This window comes from Pseudoalteromonas piratica (assembly GCF_000788395.1).
GTDB lineage: Bacteria > Pseudomonadota > Gammaproteobacteria > Enterobacterales > Alteromonadaceae > Pseudoalteromonas > Pseudoalteromonas piratica.
This window is the reverse complement of sequence record NZ_CP009888.1, coordinates 228,381-246,393: the sequence shown is the minus strand read 5'-3', so window position 1 is coordinate 246,393 and position 18,013 is coordinate 228,381. Positions and strand designations below refer to the sequence as shown.

Here is an 18,013-nt window from a genome sequence, read left to right as displayed (position 1 = left end):
AAAAAAGCAGCCTAAGGCTGCTTCTAACTATTTAAAATATAATAATTTATTATTTTATCTGTTGACCAGAACGCATCACAAAAGAAACATTCATAAGTTGCTCTATGTCCTTTATTGGCGAGGCTTTGGTAGCAATAATGTCGGCATATTTTCCGCTTTCAATGGTACCTAATTTTGATTCTAAACCAAGTAACTTTGCACTGTTTATGGTGGCCGTTTTTATTACCTGTTGTGCTGGCATACCTGCGCTAACCATCAGTACAGCCTCTCTTGCATTAGTGCCATGTTTTGATACACCACTGTCGGTACCGTAAGCGATATTTATGCCTGATTTATAGGCTTTAAAAAAGTTACCCTTCATATCATTGCCAACACGAATGGCTTTATTTTTTATTGCATCGCTCATAAAGTTTGAGTTATTGGCCATTTCAACTACTGTTTCGCCAGCAAGTAGAGTAGGCACTAAATAAGCGCCTGTTTTCTTAAATAGTTTATAGGCTTTTTTCCCAGCATAAGAGCCATGCTCAATACTCGCCACGCCGGCTTCCAACGCTGCAATAATGCCATCCTCTTGGTGGGCATGAGCAGCGACTTTCCTGCCCATAGTGCTTGCAGCCTTAACCACTTGGTTAAGTTCGTCGTCTTCCATTTGTTGACCAGTACCGGTGGCACGGTCAGTGAGCACACCGCCTGTAGCTGCAACTTTAATCCAATCGGCACCGTATTTAATAGCATGACGCGTTGCTCTACGACAATCATATGGACCATCACAGGTGGTTTTTGTAGCAAATTTATCAAGCATTTCATGGTGCACTCCGCTACTGTCAAGATGCCCGCCGGTGATGGCAACGCCACCTGCAGCAATAATACGCGGTCCTTCCAACCACCCATTATTAATAGCCTCACGCAGCGCATACATATATTGCGGATCAGAGCCGAGATCGCGCACAGTGGTAAACCCGGCTTCTAAGGTTTTCTTTGCATAATAGGCACTTCGCATGCCGACTAGCTCTGGTGAAACTTTAGCTATCTCTGCGTCATTATCAGGGCCTAATTCAAACTGTAAATGCACGTGCATATCCATTAAACCCGGCATAACAAAACTATCTGACAAATCGATAAGGGTTTGATCTTTTTTTGCAGTTGCAAAGCCTGCTTGCACGGCAACAATTTTATCGTTTTCGATGATAATAGTTTGTTGCGAAAGAGGGGCCTTATCTGCGTGATAGAGTAATTCGCCAGCGTGAATAAGGGTTTGTGCTGCAAAGCAGCTTGGCGTGATAAATAAGGCCAGCGTTAGCAGGGATTTTTTAAACATGACATTTCTTCTTATTGTTTCGTTTTACCTCACGCTAGCATGGTGAAAAGCAATGTCAAAACTAAAGCGATGAATAGAGCTCAGGCAGTAAATTGAGGTCTTGTTGGCTGTCACAATTAATCCAAATACTCTGACTGTAATGTTCGAAGTTCAAATTAAAAGGGGTATTTTTAAATTTAAAACGCATTAAGTGGCGATCGGCACCTTGTTCAAATTCTAATGAAGAGATGGCGTCATTATGCAAGTAAATGGTTGCCCACAATTCAAACTCTTCATCATCCGGTAGTTCAACAGGTGTAATGAGGATGTGATCAGAAAAAAGCTTTTTTGTTGTCATGTTTAGAATAACTATTAACTGGTTAAATGGTTACGAATGGCATTCATAAAGTAGGCGCCATATTTGTTTAACTTGGTAAAACCAACGCCCGATACTTTTAAAAATTCTGCGTCGTTTGTTGGCATGAGTTGCGCCATCTCAGCAAGTGTCGCGTCGCTGAAAACAACATAAGGTGGCACATCTTCAGCATCGGCTAACTCTTTACGCAGACCTCGTAGTTTGGCAAACAGTTGTTTGTCGTAGTTAAAGCGTGCAAGTTTATCTTTGTAAACGTGTTTCACTTCGAGTCGAGGTTCAGCTAATTGAAGTTGAAATTCACCTTTTAGAACCGGTCGTGCAGCTTCGGTTAAGCGTAAGCTCGATGATTGCGTAATGTCTTGGTGCAGTAAACCATGATGTATCAGTTGGCGTAAAATACTCAGCCAATACTCAACTGACTTATCTTTACCCAGGCCAAATGTTGATAGTTGATCATGTTGGTTTTCACGGATGCGAATGGTATTGGCACCGCGTAACACATCAATCACGTAGCCTAAGCCAAATTTTTGCTCAACACGGTAAACACAACTTAAGGCTTTTTGAGCGAGCTCTGTACCATTAAACTGTTTCGGCGGATTTAAGCAAATATCGCAGTTACCGCAGGGTTTTCCTTGATATTCAGAAAAATAGTTAAGCAATATTTGGCGGCGACAAGTTTGTGCCTCAGCAAAGCTTGCCATGGCGTTAAAGCGTTGCTCTTCTACCTTACGACGTTGCTCATCGGGAATGTCATCAAAAAAACGTTTAACACGAGGTACATCCGCTGGGTCAAAATACATAATCGCTTCAGCAGATAAACCATCCCGGCCAGCGCGACCAGTTTCTTGATAATAAGATTCGATGTTTTTAGGAATGTCGTAATGAATAACAAAACGCACGTTGGGTTTATTAATCCCCATGCCAAAAGCGACAGTTGCCACCACAATATGAATATCATCACGGGCAAATGCATTTTGCACAAATGTGCGTTGCTCATTTTCAAGTCCCGCGTGATAAGATGCTGCGTTATAGCCCGCATCAACCAACTTCTCAGCGATGTCGTCAACACGCTTGCGACTAGAACAATAGATAATACCGCTTTGCCCTTTTTGCTCTTTTAAAAAGCGCATTAGCTGACTCAATGGCTTAAACTTTTCTTCTATCGTGTAACGAATATTAGGGCGGTCAAAGCTGCCTGTGTAAATATGTGCATCTACTAAGCCTAGTTGCATCACAATATCAGTGCGTGTGGCTATATCTGCGGTCGCGGTGAGCGCCATCACAGGTATATGGCTAAAATGCTGTTTTAACTGCCCTAAACGATAGTAGTGTGGTCGAAAATCATGACCCCAATGTGATACACAGTGCGCCTCATCGATAGCAAATAAGCTGATCTGTAAATGTTGCAATCGCATGAGAAAGTCATCTGTTAACAGACGTTCTGGTGCGACATACAGGATTTTTATTTGCCCTTGGTGTAAGCCTTGATAAATCTGCTGTTGTTCTTCTCGCGATTGACTCTGGTTGATATAAGCAGCCGCAACACCTTGTGCTTTTAATTGAGCAACTTGATCTTGCATTAGGGAAATAAGCGGTGACACGACAATAGTGATGCCGGGAAGTAATAATGCGGGCACTTGATAACATAATGATTTTCCGCCACCGGTTGGCATTAATACCAAGCAATCTTGGCCAGCTAGCACAGCGTCGATAACTTGTTCTTGTCCAGCGCGAAACTGTTTATAACCGAACACTGAATTCAATATCGCGTGCGGGTTATTGTGTTCGGCAATTTGTTGGGTCGCTAGTTGATTATCCATTACATTTAGATGTACTTGATTGGCATTATGTTATTTGCGTTTTCTGATATAGCAGTAAGTGCAACAAGCGCTAATTCTAAAGTCTTTTTGTCGTGCTGTCTTTACTTAAATACAGCAGATCCCTAAACTGGCGCTCCCTGAATTAATGAGTTCTTGATATGCAAAGTCAAAAGCAAGGTGTGATGTTTGCCATCGCTGCATTTTTAATGTGGGGATTAGCACCTATTTACTTCAAAGCAATCGATCATGTCGCTGCAATGGAAATTTTATTGCATCGTGTGGTGTGGTCTGTGTTATTTCTTTTGGTAATTCTTACTGTTGTAAAAAAATGGCAAGCAGTGCGTAGTGCACTTTTCAATGTTAAAACCGCCGGATGGTTGCTGGTTAGTGCTGCGTTACTTGGTTTTAATTGGGGATTATTCATTTGGGCCGTAAATAATAACCATATGTTAGATGCCAGCTTAGGGTACTACATTAACCCACTACTTAATGTGTTATTGGGAGTGGTGTTTTTATCTGAACGATTACGAAAGTTGCAGCTTTTTGCTGTGTTGCTTGCAGTGACAGGCGTGGTTATTCAGCTTGTCAGCTTTGGCTCTTTCCCGGTTATTGCATTTAGCTTGGCAAGCTCGTTTGCATTGTATGGGTTAATTCGCAAGAAATTACCTGTAGATACTTTACCTGGGTTGTTAATCGAATCGTTATTTATGTTACCTGTAGCGCTAATCTATTGGTGGGGGTTAGCAACACCTACCAGTGATCTAACAGGCAACAGTTGGACGCTTAATATGTTATTAGTGAGTGCCGGTATTGTAACCACGCTGCCACTTTTATGCTTTACCGCGGCAGCACGTCGTATTCAGTACTCAACCTTAGGCTTTTTCCAATATATCGGACCAAGCTTGATGTTTATTTTGGCGGTACTGTTTTATGGTGAGACTTTTAGTGTTGATCGCATGATTACTTTTGGCTTTATTTGGTCTGCCTTAGCAATATTTAGCTTTGATTCGTATCGTAACGCCAAACGAAACAAATAAGTTATGAGCCAATAATCAGCCGGTTTCTGCCTTGTTCTTTTGCTTGATAAAGGTAGATATCGGCTGGTTTAAGTAACTCATCAATGTTCTGTGTATCTTGCACGATAGCACCAATTGAAATAGTGACTTTCAGTGTTTCTTGCTGGTGGTTGATTTCTAATTGGCTAACCGTATCTCTGAATTGATCTAATAGCCTCTGATTATTTTCATGTTGTTCATCTTTGAACAACACTGCAAACTCTTCTCCACCAAGGCGTGCGATAAGGTGCTCCTTACCAAACATAGTATCAAATAAACGAGATACCTCCTTGAGTACAAGATCACCTGCATCATGACCGTAATTATCATTCACCGCTTTAAAGTGATCGATATCAAGCATGGCTACTTGATGTGCAAACTTTTGTCGTTTGAGTAAATTAGAAGCTTGCTCAAAGAAATAACGTCGATTTGGTAAGCCTGTTAAATAATCTGAATTAGCTTGGCGACGAATGGTTGCGATATTTTCTTGCATGTCCAAGTTTTGGCTAACGCGACAATAAAACTCTTCAGGATAAAAAGGTTTACGCAGGTAATCATCAGCGCCATTTTTGAGAAAGTTAGCTGACACACGATTATCATCAGTACCAGATATACCAATAATGACTTTGTCTTCAGAGTTAAATTTTTCGCGAATTTTACTCGTTAATGCTGTGCCGTTCATATTGGGCATTTCATTATCGGTAATGATGACTTTAATATCATCGAACTTTTCTAATTGTTCTAATGCCATTTCGCCATCACTGGCTTGAGCAATTAGGTATTTATGCCTCAGCAGCAGGTTTTTAATATAGTTACGAGTGTTTTTAGAATCATCAACAATTAAAACACGGACATCTTCATTTCGCGGTAAGCGTTTGAGTTGTGTTTCTAAGTAAAGGTAAGCCTGACGACTTTCTTTGGTAATGTAATCCACTACTGGGTAGCGCATAACCGTATCGCGGGTTTTATCATCCAGCTTGCCAGTCATAACAATGGTGGGTATTGATGCGCCAATAGTCAGGGGGATGGCTTCACCACCTGGGGCATCTGGCAATACATAATCAACTACTGCACAAAAATAGTCATTTACTTCAATAAGATCGATTGCTGCGGCAAGGCTGTCGGCGACATCAACATGATAGCCAATGCGTAAGGCAACGTGGCGCTGAATTTTTGAGATAGAAGGGTTATCTTCAATTAACAGTAGTTTGGGTAGCACTTTGATCGATATGTTTATTTTTAATTATAGTTTCAGTTTAGAGGCAATAGCTAACTCTGTGAAGATATTTTGTGAATTTATTGCTTGCTGACAAGAGTGTTGCAGATAAATGTCACTTTTTTTAATGCGGAAATACCTTCTCAATTCAGTAAAAACGGCATTAATTACAAAAATAATTCAGAAAAATTAAAAAAAAATGTCAGGTGTAATATTTCTGTCACTTTGTGGTGACACACTTCGCCTCGTTCAAATTGATTACAAATTTAATTTTCTCTTTAGAGGTTTTCACATGAAAAATGTTAAGGCTCCCCTTGCTTTATCTTTATTAGCTGCACTTTCGGCACCTGCAATCGCAGATGTGAATGTTTATGGTAAAGCGAATGTTACAGTTCAAAACAGTGATGAAGGCGAAGGTTCATTCACTGAAATTAAAAGTAACGCATCGCGTTTCGGTGTAAAAGGTAGTGAGACACTAAGTGAAGAGTCAGGCTTAAAAGTTGTTTATAAGCTTGAGTGGCAAGTTGATATGTCTGATGCAGCAAATAGCAGTGATGACCATCTAAAATCACGTAACCAATATGTTGGTTTACAAGGCGGTTTTGGTGAAGTACTGATCGGTCGTAACGATACAGCATTAAAACAGTCACAAGGTAAACTTGACCAATTTAATGACCTTGAAGGCGATATTAAAAACGTTTTCAAAGGTGAAAATCGTATGGGTGACTCAATCACCTACAAAACACCTAAGTTTAACGGCTTCCAAGTTATTGGTTCATTAATTGCTGAAGACGCAGCTGACGCTGACAATGGTTATTCAGCGGCAGTAACGTATGGCGATAAAGGCCTTAAAAAATCTGCATTTTATGCTTCTGTAGCAATGGATAGTGAAGTAAAAGGCTATGATGTTGTTCGTGGTTCAATCCAGGGCAAAGTAGCAGGTGTAAAACTTGGTGCTATGTATCAAACACAAGAGAAGGTTGACGGTTCTGAGTCAGCAGACGGTTTCTTAGTAAACGCAGCATACAAAATTAACGATTACACGTTAAAAGCGCAATACCAAGTACTTGAGTATGACGCAGATAAAGACGACAAAGTTGCAACATCAGTTGGTGTTGATTACAAACTTAACAAAAATGCTAAATTATTCGCTTTCTACACAATGCAAGAGAAAGACGAAACAACAGATAACGATTACCTTGCAATCGGTATGGAATACAAGTTCTAATCGAACTGTATTAAACGAAAAACCCAGCAAATGCTGGGTTTTTTTGTTTTTGAAAGCGGTTAATTATAAATACTGCTTTATTATTTGATAAAACGCTTCAATATGGTCATCGCGGTCATTTAATGCGGGGATATAGCGATAATGCTCACCACCGGCATGTTCGAATACTTCGCGGTTTTCTTCCTCTAACTCTTCAAGTGTTTCTAAACAATCAGAGCTAAATGCAGGGCTGGCAATAGCAATGTTTTTGATGCCATCTTCTTTAGCAAGCTTTTCAAGGGTTTCATCGGTGTAAGGCTTTAACCATTCCGCTTTACCAAAACGGCTTTGAAAGGTGGTGATTACGTCGTTTTTATTAAGGCCAAGCTTTTCAACCACCAAACGCGTAGTCATTTGGCAAAAACAATAATAAGGATCACCTTTTTCTAGGAAGAACTTAGGCGTGCCATGGTAGCTAAGCACTAATTTTTCAGGCATGCCATGCTTATCTAGGTCTTCTTTAATGCTTGTAGCAAGCGCATCTATATAATGCGGATTATCTTGATAGCCATTGATAAAATGTAGTTCTGGCACCCAGCGCCAATTAATCAGTTCGCGACTAATTGCGTCAAAGGTTGAACCCGTTGTTGAGCCACTGTATTGCGGGTATAGCGGGAGCACCACAATTTTTTGGTAACCTTTTTCACGAATGTCTTCGAGTACTGACTTCATCGAAGGGTTGCCGTAACGCATTGCTAAAAATACTTCAGCGTGATCCAGTCCTTTTTCAGCCAGTAAGCTTGCCAGCTTGGCTTGCTGCTTTTTACTGTAAACCAGTAGTGGTGAACCTTGCTCTGTCCAAATTCCTGCATAGAGTTTCGCAGAACGCTTTGGACGAATACGCAAAATGATGCCGTGTAAAATGATTTTCCAAAGTACACGTGGGATTTCGACAATACGTGGATCCGATAGAAATTCAGCTAAATAGGTTCTTAGTGCTTTTGCCGTTGGGGCATCAGGGCTACCTAAGTTAGTTAATAACACAGCTGTTTTTTTATGAAATCGTTTATGCGGTTCTTCTGTGACGGCGGTGAATCGAGACACGTTAACCCTTACTTAAGTTGCTAAATTAAAAAGATTGTACCAAATCTTTTTATAAAATTGCCGACATTACGCACTGTTAGCTTATTAAGATCACTCTTTAATCCAATTGATTGTTTCTAAAATAGGATATTTTAATTGTTCGGACATATACCCTAGACATTTTTGATGCAAGGGGGTTAGATGTGGCAAATCTTAAATTGAGTGAAGCAGATGAAAAAAATAGCTATCTTATTTCTTGTGCTAATTAATGCCTTTAATACAGTCGCGTTTGCTAAAGAGCAAACCGTAGTTTTAATTTCTCTGGATGGCTTTCGCTGGGACTATATTGAAAAGCATCAGGCAAAAAATTTAGCAAAAATAGCCAAAGCAGGCGTGCGAGCTGAGCGCATGATGCCGGTTTATCCCACTAAAACATTTCCTAATCATATTTCGATTATTACCGGTTTACAGCCTGCAAATCATGGCATTATTGATAATCGCTTTTGCGATAAAAACCGCAATGAATGTTACAGCATGGGCAAAGGGGGTAAAGATAGTACTTGGTTAAATGGTATGCCGCTATGGAATTTAGCTGAGATGCAAGGCGTGAAAGCTGCAACCTATTTTTGGCCTGAGTCAGATGCGCGCTTTAATGGCCGCACACCAAGTTATTTTTATCACTATTCACAACATAGCGATTATCAACGTCGGATCGACCAAATTGTTGAGTGGTTGAGTTTACCAGAAGCGCAAAGACCACGATTTATTGCGAGTTATTTCTCGATTGTTGATTCTATGGGGCATGATCACGGACCTAATGCTAAGCAAACGTTTGATGCTGTGCAACAAGTGGATGCGTTAATAGCCCAACTTGATAAGCGCTTAGCACAGTTTGACGATCTTAATATCAACTTAGTACTGGTGTCAGACCACGGTATGTCTGAAGTGGATCCAAAACAAACAATCGAGATTAACCAGCTGGGTATTTCAGAAAGCGATTTTGTAATTAAAAACTCGTATACCCGTGTGCAGCTTTATAAAAAGCCAAAATCCAAGGTTGCTATTTCAGATATTGAAAAGCATTTAGCTGAACAAGCGAAAGGGCGATACACAGTATTGGATAAAGCAACGTTAGCTGAGCGAGGCATTAAATTTGGTCCTCGTGATGCTGATATTATAATTGAAACAGTTGCGCCGAAAACCTTCTCTTTTGAGGGTGAATCTAAATACTTAGGTACTCATGGTTATGCGTATACCCAAGAAATGGGCGCGTTATTTATCGCTAAGGGCCCTGCATTTAAGCAGAATATAACACTGGGTGAAATTCCAAATTTGGATGTTTACCCAACGATTGCAAAAGTGATGGGATTAAAGCTGCTCTCACCAGTGGATAGCGATGGTAAAAGTTTAGCGCAAGCGTTAAATAAGTCAGTTAATTAAGTTTGTGTTAAGTTTAAAAAGCGTAAAGTGGTTTCAAGTTCCAATCTCCCTTGGACTTAATTTCCCTTGTTGATGATTACATCATTTTACCCGCTATTATTAGCGGGTTTTTTTTATGTCAAAATTTAGCTTTTGTTGATTACGATGCGTAAGGCTTAGTTAAGGTTGGGTTAAGTTAACTCTGATTATAGTGTTTTATAAGATTTCCAATCTCCCTTGGATGTTTTCCTTGTTGTTTGAATTAATCGTCAAACACTTAAGCTCGCATTTATGCGAGCTTTTTTTTTGCTTAAAATGTAGATGCTAAAAATTAAGCGAAGGTTAATTTTAAATCAGTAAGCTGCGATTTAGAGCGTGTTGACCTTTGCTGTCTATTTCTGCAGCAGTTTGTTTGGCATTTAGATAAGGTAGAGTGATTGTAGTGTAGTTGCTCTACATAAATGAACGATAAAGACTTTGTGCTCCTGCAAAGTCACCTTACCCTACGTCCATGCAGGGCAACGTAGTATAAACGCCAAACAAGCGCTGCCTAACAGGTTCAACCCAAAGCGTTTTGTTCTTTGTTGTTGCTTCTTGACTTAGCTCGAGGCCTACAAAGCAACGGCGCGATCAAAAAGCTTTGGATTTGAACAGAATTTAGACCACAAAGATCAACACGCTCTAGTTTCTTATCTCCTTTGTTTCAAGCAACAAAAAGCCCGCATTTTTGCGGGCTTTATTATTACGTTGATTATCACTGTTCCCAGTAGGCTTGTTGTAAGCTGTCTTCGCGTTCAGGCAGGCCTCGAGTCAGTCTTGGAGAGTGTTGTACTAACACTTCATAACTAACACGGTTTGCGTATTTACTGATTTGAGAGAGCGAAGAGTAAGTTAAAGCGTTAATTTTATGCTTACTTGAATTTGGCACATTCATTTGGTGATATACATTGGCACTAATGTCATGCAATACCGCTGCAAGTGCACCATCGCCTGCACCATTAGTGTTTTTAATGTAGTCAGGTCCGCCCATGTATGGTGCTGTATGGGTATAAATTTTTACTGGGTTTTCACAGTCTTTGCGGCGCATCGCGCGTGAGTATTCGAATTTATTAAAGTCAGGAATGCTCCCTGGCATTAATTGGTGCTCGGTTTGACGTTTCCAGCAATCATCAATGTAGCTTGCTAAGAACATGCCCTGTGCACCTGCGGTGCAGATGACCATATCGACCCAATCAAGCGCTTTATCAGCTGCTAATAATGGGTCTTCAAAACCAGTAATTGCAAAACCTTCTTCTTCGTTCATGGCAAGAATATCAACATGATTTTTGACAAAGTTTTGCCACCACTGTGGATCTTGTTCAATTAAAAACTTGGTGCCCAGACTAAGCACTACTGGCACATTTGCCGCATTTGCATACTCAACAGCTTTAAGAGCTGCTTCGGTCATGGTGTCTTCACCTTCTGTTCGCATTAAATACGCAGAAATAACTAAAGCTGAAGAGTTGGCAATAAGGTCTTGAGAAATAGATTCGGGGCGAAGGCGATTCATTAACCCTGGGCTAATAGCAAAGGTGCGCTCACCACTTTCATCAATGAGGGTAAAACAGCGACCAATTGGGCCGTCGACGGGTTGTAAATGTTCTAAATCTACACGAGTCGAGGTTTTACTAACAAAGCGGTAGGCGTAGCTACCAATTTTTATGTTTTCACACATCACACCAAGCAGTACTGAACGGTCATCCGAGAGCACTGAATAATTGTGCATGGTATTACCGATTGTGCCACCTGCAAATTCATAATCAATCATATTATGATCTTTTAGGCGTGCGTAAAGTGCATTGGTGGTATCGTCGTCCATTACCTGCGACATACCGCGACGTAAACCAAATTCATCAAGAAAAGCTTGATCCACTTTGGCTTCAATATCGACCACGATTTGGTCTATTCCCACTATATAGTTACGTGCAAGTCTATTGTCTTGCGTGATCACGTTTGTAAGCGGATCTTTTTCTTCCACTGGAAAGTAGTGTTTGTGTCTGCGTCGTCCAGGAAATTTCATCTTGTTTCTACATTGCTTTGGCGTCGTGCAAAATGGCGGCGGATTATAGCCTAAAAAATAATTCAATAACTATGACATTAGCCCTTTATTTTAAAAAATTCTAAGAAAAAGAGTTAACAATGCAGGAATCTTTTTAACTTGGTAAAATATGAGCGACGTTTTTAAATTAATTCGAGTAATTATGTACCCTGAGTTTAGTGATGAATATTGGATGGCTGAAGCGCTGAAACGTGCAGATATTGCAGAGCAGCATGGTGAAATACCTGTAGGTGCAATTGTTGTGCAAGATAACCAAATTATTGCTGAAGGGTATAACTTATCAATTACTGAACATGACCCATCAGCGCATGCTGAAATGTTAGCGATTCGCCAAGCGGGTAAGAAAATAGAAAACTATCGCATGCTCGATTGTACTCTGTATGTCACTTTGGAGCCGTGTCCTATGTGCGCGGGATTACTGGTTCACAGTCGCATTAAGCGCTTAGTATTTGGTGCAAGTGATGAGAAGACAGGTTGTGCGGGCAGTATTATGGATTTAACACGACATGAAAAGTTAAATCATCAAATTGATGTGACCTCAGGAGTATTGGGTCAGCAGTGTAGCGAAAAGTTATCGTCATTTTTTAAAAGACGTCGTGCAGAAATTAAAGCCGCTAAAAAAGCGGCTAGCAGTCAAGATTAACTGTTTTCTACTTCAAGTAATAAATTAAACGCTCTGCGACGTTCAAGAATTTTTCGATGGGTATTTCGTCTAGCAATGCGACGACGAGTAGCACAGGCATTCACCGTGTTGTGCTTAATTTTGAATTTTCTACGCGTTTTTAGCATAGTTTCCCCTTAGGAAAAAATATGAAGAGCTGTTATCTGTGAAGTTTATCTTCATATATAAGTTTATTTTTTAATTGTGACACTTCTATGACAGTGTGTGCTTAGAAAGTCGATTTCAAGTGACTATGAGTTTGCAAAGTGAATTAATCGGCTTGATTTTCATCTAACCACACTAATGTATCGTAATAGCGACGAATATTATCGACGTATTTTACTGCAACATCACCACGAGCAAAGCCGTACTTAGTGTCTCGATAGTAGCGCTTTTTGATTAGCAAGGGTAAGTGTTTTTTAACATCAGCCCATTTATCAGGATCGCCGCCCGCTTTTTCGGTTAGCACGCGTGCATCTTCCATATGACCAAATCCTACATTGTAGGCGGCAAGTGCAAGCCAAGTCCGATCAGGTTCTTGAATACGGTCTGGCACGCGATTAATAAGCTTTTCTAGGTAGATACCGCCGCCGCGAATATTTTGTTCTGGCTCTAAGCGGTTTTTAACGCCAACGGATTTAGCCGTAGGTAAGGTTAACATCATAATGCCACGTACACCGGTTGGCGATTTTGCGCGAGGGTCCCACATCGATTCTTGATAACTTACAGCAGCGAGCAAGCGCCAGTCGAGACTGCGAGAATATTGCTTAAACCAATCTTTATATTTGGGCAATATATCGCGAACAGCTTCAATATAAGCGAGAGTGTTGATGTAATTAAATTGGCGTACATGACCAAAATATTTTTCTTCTAGGTTTTGCAATAAACCTGAGGTTTGAGCAAAACCAAAAAATTCTATCGTTAACGCATAAAGGCTATCATCATCACTTTGTTTAAGCATCCACGCAACAGGTTCTTCTCTCGTTACTGAAAAGGCAATACTTAGCTCAGGGTGATAGCGACGAAACAGCGCCAAAGTGTGTGAGTCGGCAATGGTATAGTCAAATTTGCCATCAATTATGCCTTGTAATAATTCCGCTTCGTCAAATTCATCCGTTTCTATCCAGCGTAAGTTTTCAAACTTACTTCTGGCTTTTAGCAAGCTGGCCGCATGGGCGCTTTTGGCTATAACCGTCACTGGGGCATCAAGTTGTGAAAAGTTGCGAGGACGTTTGCGTCCTTGTTTATACACTAGTTTTTGGCTTATCGAGCGATATTCAGGCGCGAAGCGAAACTGTTCGATACGTGAATTGTTGAGTGTAAGGCCTGACGCAAGTATGTCGATTTGTCCTTTTTCTAACTTGTTCAGCATGTCTTTTATAGAGAAAAAAGGGATGATTTCGAGCTCAGTACCAATAAAGTTAGCAAATGCTTGTGCAAGCTCATATTCAAAACCTAGCTCACCATCAGCGCTGATGTAATAAGTACTTTCACCAGCTAATGTGCCAATACGCACTTTATCTTTTTGTTTAATTTGACCAAGATGGGTTTCTGCAACAGGTTCGCTGCAAGCGGCCAGTAAAAAAATAATGATTGTAATTACAACGCGTTTAAGCACTCGAATCCTAAAATAAATTGCCCCTACTAGCTTGTTATAACAGATAAAGTCACTATCGTCACGAGGACTAATGTCCTATACATAAAAAATGAATTTGCCTATTTTTGTCTATTTTTTGATTTTTATTTAAATCTCATGTCATTTTCCACTATAATGTGCGCCCATAAATCTTCGTTCAATCCTTAACCCCGGATGAAAATACCTATGTTGATCCTACGTGGTGCACCTGCACTTTCTGATTTTAAAGTTCAAAAGATCCTTAAAACCTGCGCTGACGCCAATTTACCAGTGACTGGTGTTTACGCTGAGTTTATGCATTTTGCTGATCTAACAGCAGAACTTTCAGAGTCTGAGTTAGACAAACTAAATAAGCTATTAAAGTATGGCCCGACCATTACTGAACATACGCCTGAAGGTGCACTTATTTTAGTGACGCCGCGCATTGGTACCATTTCTCCATGGGCATCAAAGGCAACTGATATTGCTAACAACTGTGGTTTAGACAAAGTTCACCGTGTTGAGCGTGGTATTGCTTACTACGTTGAAGGTAATTTATCTGCAGAGCAATTAAATGACGTTGCTAAGCTAGTTCATGACCGTATGACAGAGTCTGTTCATAACAGCCTTGAAGATGCAGGTCAGTTATTCCGCGTTGAAGAGCCGCGCCCAATGTCATCAGTAGACATTCTTGGCGGTGGTCGTGAAGCGCTTGTGACTGCAAATGTTGAGCAAGGTTTTGCATTAGCTGATGACGAAATTGATTACCTAGTAGAAAACTTCACAAAACTAGGACGTAACCCGAACGACATCGAGCTATTCATGTTCGCACAGGCGAACTCAGAGCACTGTCGTCACAAAATTTTCAACGCTGATTGGACAATCGACGGCGTAGAACAGCCTAAGTCGCTGTTCAAAATGATCAAGAATACTTACGAAACGCACCCAGAAAACGTACTGTCTGCTTACAAAGATAACGCAGCGGTAATGAAGGGTTCTAAAGCGGGTCGTTTCTTCCCTAATAAAGAAGGTGAGTACAGCTACAATCAAGAGAACATTGAAATCTTGATGAAGGTTGAAACGCATAACCACCCAACGGCAATTGCACCATTCTCTGGCGCATCGACTGGTTCTGGCGGTGAAATCCGTGACGAAGGCGCAACAGGCCGTGGTTCTAAGCCAAAGGCAGGTCTAGTTGGTTTTACTGTATCTAACCTTCGCATTCCAGGTTTTGAGCAGCCGTGGGAAACTAACTTTGGTAAGCCTGGCCGTATCGTTGATGCATTAGACATCATGATCGACGGCCCACTTGGTGGCGCGGCATTTAACAACGAATTTGGTCGTCCTAACCTACTTGGTTACTTCCGTACTTACGAAGAAAAAGTTAACAGCCACAACGGTGAAGAGGTACGTGGTTACCACAAGCCAATCATGCTTGCAGGTGGTCTAGGTAACATTCGTACTGAACACGTACAAAAAGGTGAAATCCCTGTAGGCGCTAAGCTAATTGCGCTAGGCGGCCCTGCGATGAACATCGGTCTGGGTGGTGGTGCTGCATCATCAATGGCATCAGGTCAGTCAAACGAAGACTTAGACTTTGCCTCTGTACAGCGTGAAAACCCAGAGATGGAACGCCGTTGTCAGGAAGTTATCGACAAGTGTTGGCAGCTAGGTGACGAAAACCCAATCGCGTTTATCCACGATGTGGGCGCGGGTGGTCTTTCAAACGCATTCCCTGAGCTTGTAGACGACGGTGGCCGTGGTGGTAAATTCCAACTACGTAACATCCCGAACGATGAGCCGGGCATGGCACCACACGAAATCTGGTGTAACGAATCACAAGAGCGTTACGTATTGGCTGTCGCGGCAGAAGACTTCGCACGTTTTGAAGAAATTTGTAAGCGTGAGCGTGCACAGTACGCTGTAATTGGTGAAGCAACAGAAGAGCGCCACCTAACAGTTGCAGATAGCCATTTTGATAACAACCCAGTTGATCTTCCTCTTGAAGTACTACTTGGTAAAGCACCTAAGATGCATCGTGATGTTGAGTCAAAGCAAGTTGAAGGTGAAGCACTTAAAACAGATAGCATTGACGTACTCGATGCTGCTAAGCGTTTACTTCGTCTACCAACTATCGCTGAGAAAACATTCCTTATCACCATTGGTGACCGTACGGTAACTGGTTTAGTAGCACGTGACCAAATGGTTGGTCCATGGCAGGTACCAGTAGCAAACTGTGCTGTAACAGCTGCAGCGTTTGACACTTACCACGGTGAAGCTATGTCAATGGGTGAGCGCACGCCTGCGGCACTTCTAAACTATGGTGCATCAGCACGTTTAGCAGTAGCAGAAGCGTTAACGAACATTGCTGGCGCAAACATTGGTGGTCTTGAGAACATCAAGTTATCTGCAAACTGGATGGCAGCAGCGGGTCACCCTGGTGAAGACGCAGGTCTTTACGAAGCTGTTAAAGCTGTGGGTGAAGAGTTATGCCCAGCACTTGGTCTAACGATTCCAGTTGGTAAAGACTCAATGTCAATGAAGACAACATGGCAAGATGACGGTGAAGATAAAGCGGTTACAGCGCCTCTTTCTCTAGTAATCACTGCATTTGGCCGTGTAGAAGACATTCGTAAAACAGTTACACCTCAGCTTCGTACAGATAAAGGTGACTCAAGCCTAATCCTAGTTGACTTAGGTGCCGGTCAAAACCGTATGGGTGCATCAAGCCTTGCACAGGTTTACAAGCAGCTTGGTGATAAGACGCCTGACGTTGATAGCCCAGAGCTATTAAAAGGCTTCTACAACGCAATGCAAGCACTTGTTGCTGACGAGAAGCTCCTTGCTTACCACGACCGTTCAGACGGTGGTTTATTTACAACTGTCGCTGAAATGGCATTTGCTGGTCGCACAGGTGTGACTGTAAACCTTGATAACCTAACAGGCTCTGATATCGAAGCACTTTATAACGAAGAACTAGGTGCGGTTATTCAGGTTTGCAACGACGACCTTGCAGCAGTTGAAGCTATTCTTGCAGATAACGGTCTTGCGGCAATCAGCCACACTATCGGTGTACTAAACACTGAAGACAAAATTATCTTCAACCGTGGCGGCGAAGTTGTACTTGCAAATACGCGTACTGAACTTCGTACTATTTGGGCTGAAACAACCTACAAGATGCAAGCACTTCGTGATAACCCTGAGTGTGCTAAGCAAGAATTTGATGCTAAGTTTGACGAAAAAGATCCGGGTCTTAACGTTAAACTAAGCTTTGACCTAAACGAAGACGTAGCTGCACCTTACATTGCTACAGGTGCTAAGCCTAAGATGGCAATCCTACGTGAGCAAGGTGTTAACTCTCACGTTGAAATGGCAGCAGCATTTAACCGTGCAGGTTTTGCTGCAGTTGACGTGCACATGAGTGATATTCTTGAAGGTCGCCTAACGCTAGAAGAGTTTAAAGGCCTTGTAGCATGTGGTGGTTTCTCTTACGGTGACGTACTAGGTGCTGGTGAAGGTTGGGCTAAGTCAATTCTTTTCAATGACATGGCACGCGATCAGTTCCAAACATTCTTTGAGCGTCAAGACACGTTCAGCTTAGGTGTGTGTAACGGCTGTCAGATGTTATCAACTCTGAAAGAGCTTATCCCGGGTACTGAACACTGGCCACGTTTTGTAACTAACAAGTCAGAGCGTTTTGAAGCACGTTTCAGCCTTGTTGAAGTACAAGAAAGTCCGTCAGTATTCTTCCAAGGTATGGCTGGCTCGCGTATGCCAATCGCGGTATCTCACGGTGAAGGTCATGCTGAGTTTGCAAATGATGCGGCAGTTAAAGCAGCGCTTGCGTCTGGCACAGTTGCAGTTCAGTACGTTGATAACTTTGGTAAGCCTACTACGCAGTACCCGAACAACCCGAATGGTTCACCTGAAGGTATTACCGGTATCACGTCAACAGATGGTCGCGCAACAGTCATGATGCCACACCCTGAGCGTGTATTCCGTGCAGTTGCTAACTCTTGGCACCCAGATGAGTGGAAAGAAGATAGTCCATGGATGCGCATGTTCCGCAATGCACGTAAGAATGTTGGGTGAGACTGAACCGAAACGAATTTTCGCAGTTAGTCGAACGCTTTTCAGGGAGGAAAAGCCGGGCCGCAGCTTCAGGA

General features: G+C 41.7%; 13 protein-coding genes. 5 read left to right on the top strand and 8 right to left on the bottom strand.

From position 1 onward, the window contains the following. Positions 1 to 49: 49 nt before the first annotated feature. The 3 genes from OM33_RS01035 to recQ all read right to left on the bottom strand — a co-directional run bounded on the left by OM33_RS01035 (position 50) and on the right by recQ (position 3,493). Positions 50 to 1,318 (bottom strand): metal-dependent hydrolase family protein, encoded by a 1,269-nt coding sequence (locus OM33_RS01035; RefSeq protein ID WP_038637590.1) that lies wholly within the window; start codon positions 1,316 to 1,318, stop codon positions 50 to 52. Between the two features lie 61 nt (positions 1,319 to 1,379). Next, positions 1,380 to 1,655, bottom strand: coding sequence for a DUF3630 family protein (locus OM33_RS01030; protein ID WP_038637587.1), 276 nt, complete (start codon positions 1,653 to 1,655; stop codon positions 1,380 to 1,382). Positions 1,656 to 1,669: 14 nt separating this feature from the next. After that, entirely contained in the window at positions 1,670 to 3,493 is a 1,824-nt protein-coding gene (gene recQ, locus OM33_RS01025; protein ID WP_052140846.1) for a DNA helicase RecQ, read from the bottom strand. Positions 3,494 to 3,651: 158 nt separating this feature from the next. Here recQ and rarD point away from each other — a divergent pair, with 158 nt between their 5' ends. After that, positions 3,652 to 4,530 (top strand): EamA family transporter RarD, encoded by an 879-nt coding sequence (gene rarD / locus OM33_RS01020; protein ID WP_038637584.1) that lies wholly within the window; start codon positions 3,652 to 3,654, stop codon positions 4,528 to 4,530. Between the two features lies 1 nt (position 4,531). On the opposite strand, the gene OM33_RS01015 is transcribed toward rarD, so the two are convergent. Continuing rightward, entirely contained in the window at positions 4,532 to 5,767 is a 1,236-nt protein-coding gene (locus OM33_RS01015) for a GGDEF domain-containing response regulator (RefSeq protein WP_038637581.1), read from the bottom strand. A gap of 289 nt (positions 5,768 to 6,056) precedes the next feature. Here OM33_RS01015 and OM33_RS01010 point away from each other — a divergent pair, with 289 nt between their 5' ends. Continuing rightward, complete coding sequence (locus OM33_RS01010; RefSeq protein ID WP_038637577.1) at positions 6,057 to 6,992, top strand: porin; 936 nt, start codon at positions 6,057 to 6,059, stop codon at positions 6,990 to 6,992. 63 nt (positions 6,993 to 7,055) lie between these two features. Here the strand turns inward: OM33_RS01010 and hemH are convergent, their stop codons facing one another. Next, on the bottom strand, positions 7,056 to 8,075 hold the full coding sequence (hemH, locus tag OM33_RS01005) for a ferrochelatase (RefSeq protein WP_038637574.1): 1,020 nt from the start codon (positions 8,073 to 8,075) through the stop codon (positions 7,056 to 7,058). Positions 8,076 to 8,285: 210 nt separating this feature from the next. Here hemH and OM33_RS01000 point away from each other — a divergent pair, with 210 nt between their 5' ends. Continuing rightward, complete coding sequence (locus OM33_RS01000; protein WP_038637571.1) at positions 8,286 to 9,494, top strand: alkaline phosphatase family protein; 1,209 nt, start codon at positions 8,286 to 8,288, stop codon at positions 9,492 to 9,494. A 733-nt stretch (positions 9,495 to 10,227) separates the two neighbouring features. Here OM33_RS01000 and OM33_RS00995 read toward each other — a convergent pair. Continuing rightward, on the bottom strand, positions 10,228 to 11,532 hold the full coding sequence (locus OM33_RS00995; protein ID WP_038637568.1) for an inosine/guanosine kinase: 1,305 nt from the start codon (positions 11,530 to 11,532) through the stop codon (positions 10,228 to 10,230). A gap of 181 nt (positions 11,533 to 11,713) precedes the next feature. On the opposite strand from OM33_RS00995, the gene tadA reads away from it, so the two are divergent. After that, positions 11,714 to 12,214, top strand: a complete 501-nt coding sequence (tadA, locus tag OM33_RS00990; protein ID WP_081991103.1) for a tRNA adenosine(34) deaminase TadA — start codon at positions 11,714 to 11,716, stop codon at positions 12,212 to 12,214. Here the strand turns inward: tadA and OM33_RS22445 are convergent. Beyond that, the gene (locus OM33_RS22445; RefSeq protein ID WP_199922475.1) at positions 12,211 to 12,360 is read right to left on the bottom strand and encodes a hypothetical protein; all 150 of its coding nucleotides are present in this window, start codon (positions 12,358 to 12,360) and stop codon (positions 12,211 to 12,213) included. The genes tadA and OM33_RS22445 overlap by 4 nt on opposite strands. A gap of 143 nt (positions 12,361 to 12,503) precedes the next feature. Then, on the bottom strand, positions 12,504 to 13,850 hold the full coding sequence (gene mltF / locus OM33_RS00985; protein WP_038637560.1) for a membrane-bound lytic murein transglycosylase MltF: 1,347 nt from the start codon (positions 13,848 to 13,850) through the stop codon (positions 12,504 to 12,506). A gap of 204 nt (positions 13,851 to 14,054) precedes the next feature. On the opposite strand from mltF, the gene purL reads away from it, so the two are divergent. Continuing rightward, positions 14,055 to 17,939, top strand: coding sequence for a phosphoribosylformylglycinamidine synthase (gene purL, locus OM33_RS00980; protein ID WP_038637556.1), 3,885 nt, complete (start codon positions 14,055 to 14,057; stop codon positions 17,937 to 17,939). Positions 17,940 to 18,013: the final 74 nt, after the last annotated feature.

Coding starts and splice junctions, on each gene's coding strand:
- OM33_RS01035 (WP_038637590.1), bottom strand. CDS start 1,318: ATGTTTAAAAAATCCCTGCTAACGCTGGCCTTATTTATCACGCCAAGC.
- OM33_RS01030 (WP_038637587.1), bottom strand. CDS start 1,655: ATGACAACAAAAAAGCTTTTTTCTGATCACATCCTCATTACACCTGTT.
- recQ (WP_052140846.1), bottom strand. CDS start 3,493: ATGGATAATCAACTAGCGACCCAACAAATTGCCGAACACAATAACCCG.
- rarD (WP_038637584.1), top strand. CDS start 3,652: ATGCAAAGTCAAAAGCAAGGTGTGATGTTTGCCATCGCTGCATTTTTA.
- OM33_RS01010 (WP_038637577.1), top strand. CDS start 6,057: ATGAAAAATGTTAAGGCTCCCCTTGCTTTATCTTTATTAGCTGCACTT.
- OM33_RS01000 (WP_038637571.1), top strand. CDS start 8,286: ATGAAAAAAATAGCTATCTTATTTCTTGTGCTAATTAATGCCTTTAAT.
- OM33_RS00995 (WP_038637568.1), bottom strand. CDS start 11,532: ATGAAATTTCCTGGACGACGCAGACACAAACACTACTTTCCAGTGGAA.
- tadA (WP_081991103.1), top strand. CDS start 11,714: ATGTACCCTGAGTTTAGTGATGAATATTGGATGGCTGAAGCGCTGAAA.
- OM33_RS22445 (WP_199922475.1), bottom strand. CDS start 12,360: ATGCTAAAAACGCGTAGAAAATTCAAAATTAAGCACAACACGGTGAAT.
- purL (WP_038637556.1), top strand. CDS start 14,055: ATGTTGATCCTACGTGGTGCACCTGCACTTTCTGATTTTAAAGTTCAA.